Annotated in this window: 3 protein-coding genes; all 3 read right to left on the bottom strand. The window is 73.8% G+C overall.

All coding sequences use genetic code 11. The features are described 5' to 3' along the window. Positions 1–1746: a DUF2341 domain-containing protein gene (locus tag G9Q37_RS00555; protein WP_166223021.1), complete on the bottom strand. Its 1746-nt coding sequence runs from the start codon at positions 1744–1746 to the stop codon at positions 1–3. Positions 1747–1877: 131 nt separating this feature from the next. Further along, entirely contained in the window at positions 1878–12254 is a 10377-nt protein-coding gene (locus tag G9Q37_RS00550) for a filamentous haemagglutinin family protein (RefSeq protein ID WP_166223018.1), read from the bottom strand. A gap of 61 nt (positions 12255–12315) precedes the next feature. Then, positions 12316–13890: a ShlB/FhaC/HecB family hemolysin secretion/activation protein gene (locus G9Q37_RS00545; protein WP_166223015.1), complete on the bottom strand. Its 1575-nt coding sequence runs from the start codon at positions 13888–13890 to the stop codon at positions 12316–12318. Between the last annotated feature and the right edge of the window lie 100 nt (positions 13891–13990).

Genomic DNA, 13990 nt, shown 5'->3' with positions numbered 1-13990 from the left:
TCAGTCCCCGTAGGTTTCCGCCATGCGGGTCACGAACTCGTCCACGAACACCGTCATGTCGTTGGACAAGGTCTTGATCTTGGTCTGCAGGTAGTTGTAGCCAAACAGCGAGGGAATCGCGACGCCCAGGCCGGCCACCGTGGCCACCAGCGCGGCCGCGATGCCGGGCGCGATCGCGTTCACGTTCACGTCGCCGGCGGCGGCAATCGCCGCGAAGGTGATCATCACGCCCACCACCGTGCCCAGCAGGCCCAGGAAGGGCCCGCCCGAGATCGCGATGGTCAGCAACACCATGTTGCGGTCCAGCCGCGCGCGCTCGCGCGTCATCTGCGCGTCCAGCGCGGCGCGCACGGCGAGCATGGCGCGCTCGCTCACCGACGGCGCGCTCACGCCATCGGGGTGCACCACCGAGGCGCGCTCGTCGCCGAAATGAAAGCGCGACTTCAGCTCGCGCGCGCCGACCTCGTAGATGCGCATCAGCGGCGAGTGGCGGAACTGCGCCTGCTGCGCGGTCAGCGCGTCGAGCCGGCTGGCGTGTTCGCGCGCATCGGCGTCGAGCGTGCGCAGCTGCTCGCTCAGGCGCTGGAAGGCCTCGCTGAAGCGCGGGTTGCTCTTCTCCACGCGGGCCAGCAGCAGCGCCTTGGCCCAGATCACGTAGAGCGCCACGAACAGCATGAGCACGCAGATGATGGTCACGACCCAGCCGTCCACCGTCAGGTTGTTCATGGTGGCCATGAAGTAGCCGGTGTGTTCGCCGCCGCCAGCGCTTTCTTCGGGGCCCTGGCGCACCAGGCGCGGCGCCATGCCCTGGCTGTCGGCCAGCACCGCCACCCAGGCCGGGCTGCGCGCCACCGTGGAGACCTGCACCTCGTCGAGTTCGCCCGTGAAGCCCGCGCCCAGCGTGAGCGCGGGCGCGCCCACGAAGGCCGCGTTCGCCGTGGCCACGGGCTGGCCGTTCACGAACAGCGTGAGCGCGTTGCCCCCCCAGCTCACAGCCACGTGGTGCCAGGCGTTGAGCGAGAGCGGCGCGGGGGCCGCGGCGCGCGCCGCACCGACCTGCGCCACCGGCGTGCCCTGCGCCAGCGCCAGGCTCAGGCTTCCGTAGGCCAGCAACTGGCCATCGGCCTGTTCGGGCTTGACCCACAGCGACAGCGTGAAGCCGCTGCCCGCGGCGAGCGAAGCAGCGCCGCTTTGCAGGCCGGCGCCGTTGGACAGCCGCGCCGCGCCGCCGACGAGGCCGGCCGGCACCGGCGTGAGCGCGCCGGCGCCGATGTGGTGGCCCGCCGCGGTGCTGTCCTGCGGCAGGCCCTGTTCCTCGTTCATCGACCACACCGCCCACTGCGCCTCGTCGTAGACCGGCAGCGCCTGCGCGGCGGGCGCGGCCTGGTGGCCGTGGTAGAGCCACACGTGCTGCGTGCTGTTGCCCGGCGCCAGGCGCGGCACGCGCACCCAGACGAAGGCCAGCTCGTTGACGCTGTCGAAGCGCTCGATGCGGTGGGCCAGCACGGTCTTGTCGTCTTCAGCGACGAAGCGCAGATCGCCGCCGTTGTCCTGCGCCGCGAGGAAGTCGAAACCGCCGGTGGACAGGCGCACCAGCACGGGCACGTCCACCACCTCGCTGCCGATGCCGGCGGCGGCGGTGTCCAGGGTGATCTTCTTGCGGGCGGACCAGTCGCCGTTCCACCAGGCATGGGCGGACAGGGGCAGCGCGAGCACCAGCGCAAACAGGGCGAGAAAACGTTTCATGGTCGTGAGAACGAAGGCCGCGGTCGCGCGGCAAAACAGCGACGTTAAGAAGCGACGGCGGCGCGCTTGTGTCAGAAACGTGGCGTGAGCCGATCGGACTATCGAGGTCCGATCGGCCCCGCCACACGCGCTCATTCGCCGTAGCCCAGCACCTCGACGCGCACCACCGACGGGCGCAACGCGCTCGCGAGTTCCTGCGCCGCCTTGGCCGATTCGGCCGCGGCCTGGTTGAGCGACTCGACCACGCGCGAGGCGTCGTCGCCGCCCGTGGTGGCGCCCGAGGCGGCGGCCGTCACGGCGCTCGTGTCGGCCACCGGCGTGCCGGTGCTGGTGCCGCTCACCGAGATGTTGTCGGCGCCGAGCACCACCTGCGCGGCGATGTTGAGGTTGCCCGCGCGGATGCCCGCGTCGCCCGCGTTGACCGTGCCCTTGGGCGCGATCAGGTCGACGTCGCCGGCCGGCGTGGCGCCCGATTGCAGCGCGCCGATGCCCGAGCCCGAGACCGCGCCCTGCAGCACCTGCGTCACGTTGCCCTGGGCGTCGATGGCGATCAGCGGCGGCGGCACGGCCGACGCGGTCTTCTTGCCGCGGCCGGCGTCGATGTCGCCTTCGCTCGACCACAGCAGCACGTCGCCGCCGCCCACCGTGAGCATGCGCGACTGGTTCACGAGCATGTCGCCACGCGAGAAGCCGCGCAGATCGCCGGCCCCGGCCACCACCATGCCGAGCACGTTGCTGCCCACGTTGACCAGATCGGCCGGCGTGTTCGCCAGCCCGACCACCAGGTCGCCGCCCGGCACCAGCACGTCGATGCTGCCGCCGCGCTCGGTCTTCACACGGCTGGCGAACAGGTCGACCTTGCCCTGGTAGCGCGTCTGGCCGGCCTGGCCGATGCCCGGAAACAGCAACTCGATCGTGTCGTAGCCGCGCTGGTAGTTGCCGGCGTAACCGCTGGCCGCGTCGTTCGAGTCGCGCCCGGTCTGGCGCAAGGCGGTGAACAGCATCTCGCGCACCTTCAGGCGCTGCTGCGCCACGTCGAGTGCGGCCACCGCCTGCACCGCGGCCCGCGCGTTGCCGGCTTGCAGCGTGGCGTCGCCCGTGAGCCAGCGCGCCTGCCACAGGCTGCTGTCGTCCACCGTGCCCGCATCGAGTTTCTGCAGCAGCCGCGTCACCGCGTTCTCGAGCTGCAGGCCCTGCGGGCCCACGCCCGCGGCCAGGCGCAGGTCGGCCCCGGCCTCGGGCAGGTTGGGGTTGTCGAGGTTGCCGCGCGAGCTGATGCCCGCCGACGTGCCGAGCGCGATGTCGCGGCCCGCCGTCACCTCGAGCGCGCCCGGTCCGGACAGCGCGATGCGCGCGCGCTCGCGGCGCTGGCTGCCCGAGAAGCGCAGGTCGCGCCCGGCCTCGATGCGCGAGGTCTGCGCGGCGTCGCTGTGCTGCGCCAGCACGCTCAGGTCCTGCACGTCGCGCCCGGCCTGCACCAGCACCGGCTTGGCGCTCTGGATGCCGCCGTAGAGCTGCTGCAGCGCCGGGTTGTAGAAGCCCGCCACGTCGCCGTCGCGCGCGACCACCACCACCGGCGCCGCGTCGGCGCCGTGCACCGGCGTGGACGCGTGGTCGCTGGCGCGCGGCGCGTCGGGGTTCACGATCACGCCCGGCAGGCTCAGGTCGCCCGAGGCGGTGTTGACCAGCGCGGGTCGTGCCGCGGTCGGCACCACGCCGCTGCCCTGGTCGCTCAGCGTGACCAGGTTGTTGATCTTCACCGAGTCGGCGGCCAGCAGGGCCAGCTGCCCCTGGCGCGAGGGCGCGAGCAGCAGATCGCGCGAGTTGGTGCCGACCGAGACGGAGCCCTGCAGCGCGGTCATCGACAGCTGCGGCGGCATCACGTAGGCCGCGTCGGCCACGCGCCGCCCTTCGAGCGTGGCCAGCGCGGGGTAGGCGCTTTCGAGCGCATCGCGCGAGGCGATCAGGCGCACGTCGCCCGCGATCGACTGCGCCTGCAGGCCGCTGTCGTCGCCATAGGTGGTGAACAGGCTGCGCGCGGGCTGCGTGAGGCCGATGCCGGTGACCAGGTTGGCCGGCGACTGCACCAGCGCCTGCGGGCTCAGCACCTGCTGCACGCTGAGGTCGCCGCCCGCCGTCACGCGGGCCCGGGCGTCGCCCAGCGCGATCACCGGCGCCAGCGGCGCCGCGCCGGTGAGCACGGCCGTGTCGCTGGCGCCCACGCTGCGGCCGGCGCGCACGTTGAGCGCGCCATCGCCGGCCAGCCAGGCGCCGCCGAGCACGTCGGCGCCGGCCTCGATGCGCACGTCGCCGCCACCGGTCACCGTGGTGGTGGCGGCCCCGGGCTGGGCGCCCACCGTGCGGCCCTGGGTGGGCGCGGACACCGCGAGGTCCTTGACCGTCTGGCCCGCGCGCACGCTCACGTCGCCGCCGCCGAGCGCGCCCACGCCCTGCTGGAAGCGGTCGAAGCGCACCCACCACGACGGCGTCTGCGTGAAGTCGCCGGTGCCCAGGTTGACCGCGCCCTGGCGGAACAGCCAGTCCGAGAACAGCTGGGTCGAGGGCTGGGCGGTGATGTTGCGCTGCGCCTGCAGGCTCAGGTCGCCGCCGTCCTGCGCGAAGACGGGCCGCAGCAGGTTGTTCGGGGTCGCGTAGCCAGGCAGGCTGTCGGCCACGCGGCCCGCGGTGTAGATCACGCTGCCATTGCCCTGCAGCACGATGTCGCGTGCGGCGCGCACGTCGATGCTGCCCGTGCCCGTGCGCACCAGCTTGCCGCTGGCCAGCACCACGTCGGCATCGGCCGGGCGCAGCTGCAGCGGGTCGGCCGCGCTGGCGTCGGCGCCGGCCACGATGCGGTACGACCACGAGGGCGCCGCGCGCAGCACCGCCACCGAGGGCGCGTTGGGTGCACAGGTGGGCGTGGTGCAGGGCGTGGCCACGCCGAAGCCGTCGGAGAGGTTGTTGTTGAGGTTCACGTTGCCCTGCGCGCGCAGCGTGAGCACGCCCGGCTCGCCGCCCGCCTTGCTGGTGTCGAGGTTCCAGTCGGCAGCGAGCGTGATGGCGCCGGCCGAGCGCACCTCCACGCCATTGAGCACGTGCACCCGCGGGTCGCTGTCCAGCCCGAGCGCCGACTTGATGGCGCCGTGCGAGGCCGCGAACGCGGTGTTCTGGCTGTCCACGTCGCTGCGGCTGAGGGTGCTGCCGGTGCTCGCGCCGGTGGCGGTCAGCGTGGTCTTGCCCTCGTAGACCTTGACGGCCTCGATGTGGATCGCGGCGGCGTTGGCCACGGTGCCGTCCACGCGCGCCACGGCCACGCCGGTGCCGGCGCCCGCGCCCGTGCCCGCGGCGCCGCCCGTGCCCGTGCGGTGGGCGCGCAACTGCAGCGTGCCGCCGCGGCCGCCCTGCCCGCCCGCGAGGTCCACGCGGCTGCCGCCCTGCAGCGCAACCGTGCCCTCGCGCGAGCCCAGCAGCACCTGGCCGCCGTTCTCGCCCGCGGCGCTGGCGCGCGCCTGCACCAGCGCCTGGCCGCCGAGCGTGAGGTCCTGCCCGGCCAGCACGCCGATGCGCCCGGCCTGTGCGCCCGAGGCATCGAGCGTGCCGTTGACCGCGACGCGGCCCGCGTCGGCCGCGAGCGCGATCTCGTGCGCGCGTACGGTGTCGCCCTGCGCCACCACCAGATCGCCGGTGCGCGCGCGCACGCTGCGCGCGCCGCTGGCGCCGCCCGCCTCCAGCACCGCGTTGAGGTCGGAGAAGTTGTCCACCCGCCCGGCATCGATCGCCACCCGCGCGCCTTCGCCCGCGCCCGCGGTGCCGGCCGCCACGCTGCCGGCGGCCAGCGACACGGTGCCGGCCACCGCGTCGATCTGCAGCCGCCCGCCATCGGCGTCGGCGGGCGCGGAGATGTCGATGCGCGCGCCCGGCTGCACGCGGACGTTGCCGGCCTTGGCCGTGAGCTGCACCGCGCCGCCGGGCGACACCGCGCTGGCGTCGCCGAAGGCCAGGCGGCGGCCCGCCACGTCCACGCGCGCGTTCGGCCCGAGCTCGAGTTCGCCGCTGTCCGCCGTGATGGCCAGCTGGCCCGAAGGCAGGCTGGCCAGGGTGTCGAAGCGCACCGACGGGCCTTGCAGCGACACGCGCCCGCCCAGCGCCTGCGACCCGGGCAGGGCCGCGGCCGGCGCGTGTTGCGTGACGGCCATGGCGCCGCTGCTGGACAGCGCGAGGTCGGCGCCCTTGTCGGCGGCGATGCGCGCGGTCGACACGGCCAGCGTGCCGTCGACGGCCAGGGCGGCCTTGCCGCGCGCCAGCACCTCGTCGGCGCGCACGCTCACGCCCTGGGCGAAGCCGGCCACGGCCACCTGGCCGCGGTTGTCGGTGGTCTGGCCCGCGGGCAGGGGCTGGGGCGTGGCCGTGCCCAGCACCAGTTGCTCGGCCTCGACGCGCAAGGCACCGCTGCCGCTCGCCGTGGCGCCGGCCGCCACCGGCCCGCCGGGGTTGGCCAGGGTCAGCGAGCGGGCGCGCAGCGTGGCGGTCTGGCCGTCGTTGTTCACGCCGCGGATGGCCCCGCCCTGCAGCCGCAGCGCCCCCAGCGTGGCGCGGCCCTGGGCATCGGCCTGGCCCACGGTGACGCCGCCGTGGAAGTCGAAGCTGCTGTAGCTCGTGAGGGTGAGCGAGGCCAGGTCCGCGAAGTCGTCGAGCGCGCTTTGCGAGTAGGTGATGCCGCTGGTGCCGGCCGGCACCGCGCCGAAGTTGAAGCGCGAAGCGCCCTGGGCGAAGTGGCCCTTGGTGCGCTGGCCGCCGCTTTCGAAACGCAGCTGGCCGCCGAAGGCGTTGTCGCGCGTCGCATCGAGCACGATGGCGCTGGACGCGCGCACCGTGGCGCCGCTGGCCGCGCTCAGCACACCGGTGCTGCCGTCGGGGCTGCCGGTGCGCTCGAAGCCGGCGTCGAAGGACGCGGCGCGCACGAAGGCGCCGTTGCCGTCGACCTGCACCGCCTCGCGCGCGCGCTGCGCGCCCTGGCCTTCGACCACGCTGCCGTCCTGCAGCTCGATACGGTCACGCGCGCTGAGCATCACTTCGTCGGCGCTCAGCGCGTGGCCGGCGTCGTTGGCCAGCGTGACCCGGTTGGCCTGGGTGCGCACCGTGGTCACCGCCTGGCCGTTGGCGCTCGCGGTGCTGCGCACGCCGCCGATGAGGATGCTGTCCGCGCCCATGGCCGCGATCTGCGCGGTGTCGATCACCGTGGCGCCCGCCGGGGCCGTGGCGCCGCCGCCCACGATGGCCAGGTCGGGCGCGGCGAGGTCCAGCGCCAGGCCGCGCCCGTCGCCGCCCGCGCGGCCCGAGACCTGCGCGCCCAGCGCGATCGCGCCGGCCCCGGCCTGCGTGGCCTGCACCGACAGCAGGCCCGCGTCCTGCGGACGGCTGCCGCCCGCAAAGAACGACGAGGCGCGCGCCACGGTGAATTCGGCGCGCTCGCGCACCTGATCGCCGCTGAGCACCTGGATGCCCTGCCACTGCGACGACCGCGTGGCGTTGGCGCGCGTGTCGGTGAAGTAGCCCGCGGCCACACGGATGCCGTCCTCGCGCGTGTAGGCCTGGCCCGGCAGCACCGCGCCGGCGCGGCTGTCCAGCCGCACCGCGTAGGCGCCGGGCAGCAGGGCATAGTGGCCCGGCAGCAGCGTGTAGACACCGTCGGCCAGGCCCGGCACGCCCGAGAGGTAGACCGCATCGCCCACCGCGCGGTCGAAGCCGCGGGCCTCCTGCGCGTCGACCGGCGCGGTGCCGCCCCGGTAGCCGGGCAGGATGGCGTAGGTGCCCGCGGCCGCGAGCACGTCGCTCGAACCGCCCGGCCCCACGGTGACCTCGTAGGCCTGCAGGTCGCCGCCGCCCGAGAGGTCGATGCGCGCGCCCTGCTTGAGCTTGACCGTGCCGCCGCTGGCGCGCACGGCCTTGCCTTCGAGGCCGGCCACCGGGATCTGGCCCGCGGGCACGCGTGTGCTGTCCACGTCGTACACCCAGTCGCGGCCGTTGACCAATTTGCCGAAGGGCAGCACGCTGCCCGGCGTGGCCGCCACCGAGGTCAGGCTGCCGGGCTCGAAGGACAGCGCGCCCGTGGCCTGCAGGTCGATGCTGCCCAGCGGCGCCCACAGCACGCCGGCCTGGGTGATGTCGGCGGCCTTGAGCGTGAGCCGGCCCTGCGCCGACAGCGGCTGCGCGGGCGCCGCGCCCGGGGATTCGATGCGCAGGCGGCGCCCGTCGGCCTGCACCGTGAAGTCGCTGAAGGTCGAGGGCGACACGGTGGCGGCGCTCAGCGTGAGATCGCCCGAGCTCGTGAGCGCGCCCGTGGGGCGCGTGCTGCCATTGCTCAGCCCCGACAGCGTGAGGCTGTCGCGGGCCTCGAGCCGCGCCGCGCCCATGCCCTCGAACTGCAGCTTGCCCGCCACCTCGATCTGCCCGGCCTGCACCTGCAGCGAACCCGCGGTCTGCGCGTTGCCGCTGGCGGCCACGCGGCCGGTGTCGAAGTTGCCCAGGCGCACCGTCTCGGCCTGAACCCGCGCGCTGCCGTTGTCGGTGCGGATGCGGGCCGCGTCGAGCGTGAGCTCGCGCAGCGGCCGCGCGCGGCCTTCGCCCAGCGCCAGGCCGTCGCCCAGCGCGATGCCGTCGCGGCTGCTCAGGCGGATGCGGTCGAAGCCCGCCTGCTCCAGCGCCTGCGCGCTCAGCGTGGCGCGCGTGCCCGACGCATTGGGAATGGCCGAGGCCGGCGTGAGGCCCGCGGTCTGCGGCGCCACGCTGTTGTCCAGACGCAGCGTGATGGGCGGCTGCGGCGGCGAACCGGCGGGCTGCTGCACGTACTGGCTGAGCGTGAATTCGAAGGTGCCGGCCCGATCGCTCGCCGTGCCGCCCTGCGCGAGCAGGCGCCCGTCGAGCAGCGCGCCCTCTTCGGCGCGGATGCGCACCGTGCCGCCGTCGGTGCCCAGCGTGCGCCCCACGCCGCCGGCCTCGTTGGGCAGGTCCAGGGTCTGCGGCGCAGCGCCCGAGACGTCGATCGTGGCGCCCTGCTGCGTGACCACGTAGCCCGACCTGGCGAGCAGCTCCACCGTGCCGCCGTCGAAGCGGCGCGCCTGCCGCGCGCCGCTCGCATCGGTGTAGCCCACGAAGGTGCCCGACGCGTCGAGCACGGCCCGGGCACCGAGGAAGATCGGGTTCACGTTGCCCGGCGTGTTGGCCTGGCCCGTGCTGCGGTCGAGCGTGGCGCTGATGCGCCCGCCCTGCGCGCGCACGGTGCCGTCGATGACGATGGCGTCGCGCGCCGACAGCGTGACGGTGGCGCCCGGATCGGCCTCGATGCGCGCACCCGCGTTGACCACCACCGTGCCCACGCCGAGTTCGCTCTGCCCCGCCGAGAGACCCAGGTTCACCGCGCGGCGCTGCTCGTCGCTGCGCGTGACCACCGACGACACCTCGGCCATGGCCGTGCCGCTCGCGCGCGCCGGGGCGTTGGCGTCGAGCACGCGGTTCTGCAGGCGCGGCGCCACGGTGGTGTCGGCCGCCACCTCGACGCGCTCGATGCCGTTGAGCTGGACCGTGCCGAAGCCGCCGCGCGACAGCAACGCCGGGTCGAGGTTGAGCGTGCCGGCGGTGGCCGCTGCCGCGCCGCCCACCTGGATGCGCTGGCTGCCCAGCGTGAGCGAGCCGCCGCGGTCGGCCCCGTAGGCCTGCGCGGTGTCGCCCGTGAAGCCCTGCACCGTGTGGCCCGCGATCGTCACGGCGCCGGCCGCGCCCTGCTGCACGCTGCCGTCGGCCGCGAGCGCGGCGCCCGCGCTCGCGTCCAGCCGCACGCCCTGCCCCAGCAGCACCTGGCCGCGCGAGGCCTGCACCGTGCCGTTGGCCTGGCTTTCCGCGCGCAGCTGGATGCTGCCGCCGTCGAGCGCGACCGTGGCCTGCCGGTCGCCCGGCGCGCTGGCGCGCGCGTTGGTGAACACGCCCTCGGTCCGGATGCGCACCCCGTCGGCCAGGCGCAGCACCGGGTCGGGCACCGCGCCCGAGGCCGACACCGGCATGGTGCCCGCCGTGTTGCGCGCGAGCAGGTTCACCGAACCGCCGCGCGCCGTGATGCCGGCCTGCACGTCGACCGAGGCCCCGGTGAGCGACACCGAACCGCCCTGCGGCGTGCGCAGCGCATCGCGCACCACCACCGCCTGGTTGGACAGCACGCGCAGGTTGGCCACCTTGCCTTCGCCGACCAGGCCGCTGTCCAGGTTGAGCTGGCGCGCCTGCTCGTCGGGCAGGGCGTCGCCCACCTGGTAACCGTCGGGCAGGCGCGCCAGGCCCTGCCCGATCACGACCTGCTGGTTGATCTTGAAGTCGCGCGTGGGCAAGGCCAGCGTGCTCACCGCGTTGCGCGCGGCGCTGAGGTCGTCGTAGCCCAGCGTGAGCGTGGCGCCCCGCGGCAGCGTGCCCGCGCGCTGCTGCAGGCTGCCCGCGGTGGTACGGCCCTGCACCTGGCCCTGCATCACCGTGGCCTTCATGCCGAAGACCTGCACCCCGCCCGCGGCTTTGCCTTCCACATAGCCCGCGTTGTACTGCCAGGTGCTGGGCAGCTCGATGGTCTCCTTGACGTTCCAGCGCCCGTGGTCCACCACGTACTGGTTGGCGATGCCGCTGTAGGCCACGTCGGCGCGCGCGTCGGCGAGATCGGTGAGCTTGCCGTCCTTCACGAGCAGCGAGGTCTTCACCACGCCCGGCGTGTAGGTGACCTTGCCGCCCGAGACGTCGAGCGTGGCGCCGCTCTTCACGACCGCCTGGCCCTGGCTGAAGAGCTCGATCTGGCCGCCCTGGGTCGAACGCTCCGAGACCGTGCGCTCCAGGCGCGCGGCGTAGGCGGCCAGGCTGTCTTCGGCGATCAGCGTGGGCAGGCCGGCCTCGGCGTTGGCGAGCGCGCGCGTCACGTCCACGTAGGCGGTGCGCCCGCGCAGCGGGCCGTTGCGGTTGATGGGCGAGTCCTTGAGCTCGTCGCCGCGCAGTTCGACGGCCACGCTGTTGCGCGCCACCGAAACCTGCACGTCGTCCAGGCCCGAGACGTCGATGCGCGCGCCGTCGGCGATGTGCAGGCTGGCCGATGACGAGGCGGGCACGCCACCCTCGACGAGCTGGCTCGCGGCGCCGGGCGCGTCGAGCGCGGTCAGCGCGACGCGGCCGGCGCGCGCGGTGATGGCGGCCCCGCCTTCCATGCGCACGTCGTGCCCCGTCACCGCCACCACCGAGGGGCGGTCGAGGCCGCTGCCGCCGAGCTGCGGGTTGTCGGTGGAGGTGAGCGGCTTGGGCTGCCCGGTCGCGGCGTCGATCGTGGTCTGTTCGTCGATGGTGACCTCGGTGCGGCTGTCCGCGCCGAGCACCACGCGGCCGCCGCGTTGCGCGCCGTTGGCCAGGCGCTGGCCGTTCGCGTCGATGGCGCGATCGGCCGCCACCAGGTACACCGAGCCGTTGGCCACCACCGAGGTCGAGGCCCGCGCGATGCCCGACTGGTTCACCGACAGGCCGATCATGGTCACGTTGCCGCGGTCCGAGGCCAGGGTGCCGCGGTTGGTCACCGCGCCCAGCTTGTCCTCGGCGGCGTTGGTGAGCGCCACCGCGCGGCCGTCGAGCACGCCGTCGCGCACGCTGGTGTTGGCCACGTCCAGGCCGGTGGCGGCCGCGGGCGTGTCGATCTCCACCAACAGGCCGCGCACGTTGCTGTCGGCGCCCGCGCTGCTCAGGTAGACCTTGCTCGCGGCCGCGGCGATCACCTGGCCATCGGGCGCCTTGACCTCGCCGCGGTTGACCACCGTGGGAGCCAGCAGCATCACGCGGCCGAAGTTGCCGGCGCTGATCTGCGCGCCTTCGAAGACCTTGATGAAACCGGTGTCGCCCTGGAACTGGGCCACGCCGTCGCCGGGCACGAAGGACTCGGTGATGAAGCGGTCGGCGATGTTGAGCGAGCTCGCCGTGAAGCTGTTGAGGTTGACCTGCGAGCCGCCCATGAAGGCGATGCCGTTGGTGTTGACCATGATCACGTTGGCCTTTTGCCCCGGGGCCTGGCCGATGCTGCCCGCGATCACGCTGGGGTTGATGTCCCAGATGCGGTTGAGCGTGGTGAAGCTCGCGCCCGGCACCAGCTGGTTGCCCGCGAGGTCCTGCACCTGGCGGAACTGCACGCTGTGGCCCGCGCCCACGTTGAAGCTCTGCCAGTTCAGGATCGCCTTGTTGCCCACCTGGTTCACGAAGGCCTGGTTGCCCAGCGTCTGGTAGGCCGCCTGCCCCGAGGTCACGAACGAGGGCATGCCCACGCCCGCGCTGGGCACGGGCAGGTTCTGCGCGTGCGCGGTGGCCGTGAGCAGCAGCGCGCCCGCGAGCGCCGCGCCCGCGGCGCGTGCACCGCTGGCGGCCTTGCCCTGGGCGCGCGCGCATTCGGCCACGGCCACGAGGGCGCCGAGGTGGCGGCTGAAGACGATGCGGTGGCGTTGGCGGTTCATGGCGGGGTTCTCCTCGGGGCGGTGATCAGCAAGGTTGGGGGTGCGGCGGCGAGGCGCGGCCTCACCACTCGTAGGCGAGGCTGAAGTGCAGGCGCTGCTCGCCGCGCGCGGTGCTGCCCAGGGCCTTGAGCGGGTAGGCCCACCACAGGGCCGCCTGCAGGCCGTTCGGCCCGCGCGCGCGAAGGCCCAGGCCCAGGCTGGCCAGCGTGTACTTGCGGGTTTCGGTGATGGGGTCGATCACGCGCACGTGGCCCGCGTCCACGAAGGCCAGCGCGCGCAGTTCGCTGAAGGTGTCGGCCAGCGAAGGCCAGCGCTTGGCCAGGTTGGGGCTGCGGCCCTCCACGCTCAGCGCCAGGCCGAGCTCGCCCAGCGCGGCCGACTCGTAGTAGCCGCGCACCGTGTCCAGGCCGCCGATGGCGAACTGCTCGTTGGAGATCAGCGCCTGGTCGGCCCACTGGCCGCTCGCGCGCCAGTCGATGCCCCAATCGCCGGCCAGCGTGCGTTCCTGCGAGGCATGGCCGCGCAGGTACATGTACGAAGGCCGACCCATGAAGCGCTTGTCGGCGAACTCCTGTTCGCTTGCACCGAGGCCGCTGGTGTGGAAGTTGAACGACAGGCCCGCGCGCGTGGTACGCTGCGCGGTGAGCCAGGTGCCGTCCCAGCCGATGCTCAAGGGCGTGTAGGCGATGGGCGTGTTGAAGCCGCCGCTGCCGATCAGGTTGACCGACTGGTCGAAGTCCTTGTGGTCGATGCCGAAGCTGGCGTTGTGGAAGAAACCGTCGCTGCCCGGCAGCGGGCGGATGTAGCGCAGGCCGAAGATATCGCCGCGGCCCACCACGTTGAGCGCGCCCACGGCCGACACGTCGGAGTCGGAGCGGATGCCGTAGAGCGCGAGAAAGCCGCCGCTTTGCAGGGGCAGCGTGTAGTTGAGCGAGAACACCCGGCTCTCGCTGGGCTTCTCGGGCGCGGTCTGCACCGTGAGGCCGATGCTGTGCTGGCGGCCCCAGAGGTTGTCCCAACGCAGGTTGGCGCTGGCGCGCGTGCGCGTGGTGTCGGGGCTGTAGCGGTCGTTGAGCTCCACGCTGCCGTGGAAGGGGAAGCGGTCCTGCACCTTCAGGTCCACTTCCACCGTGCCCGGCGTCTTGCCGGGGCGCAGCACCGGGGTCACGCGGCGGTCGGGGCTGCGGTTGAGGGCCGTGAGCTCGGCCTGCACGTCCTGGAAGTTGGGCACCTGCCCCTCCTGCATCGAGGGCGCGGCGGCCTTGATGTCTTCGGGGCTGTAGAAGCGCGCATCGGTCACGCGCAGCCGGTCCACCGGCGCTTCGGTGACCTGCAGGCGCACCACACCGCCGTCCACGCGCTGCTGCGGAATGCTCACCAGCACCGTGAGGTAGCCAGCGCCGTGGTAGGCCTTCTCGAGCGCTTCGCGCGCCTTCTCCACGTCGGCCAGCGTCTTGCTCTCGCCCATGTGCGCGTACACCGCGCGTTCGATGGTGATGGCCGGCAGCAGGCTCGTGCCTTCGACGCGGTACTCGAAGACGTCGAAGCGCGCGTCCTGCGCCTGCACCGACGCGCACAGCGCCAGCAGCAGGCCACCGGTGGCGCGCCGCCAGGCGCGCGGAAAAACAGCAGGCATCAGAAACCCCAGCCCAGGAAGACAAACACCATCTGCCGTTGCCGGCAGATGGTTGGAGGATGGTCCGGCCCGATCCGGGCCCGCGGGGGCCCGGACGGCC

The sequence above is a fragment of the Hydrogenophaga crocea genome, from assembly GCF_011388215.1.
Taxonomy (GTDB): Bacteria; Pseudomonadota; Gammaproteobacteria; order Burkholderiales; family Burkholderiaceae_C; genus Hydrogenophaga; species Hydrogenophaga crocea.
This window is presented reverse-complemented; position numbering and strand designations above follow the sequence as displayed.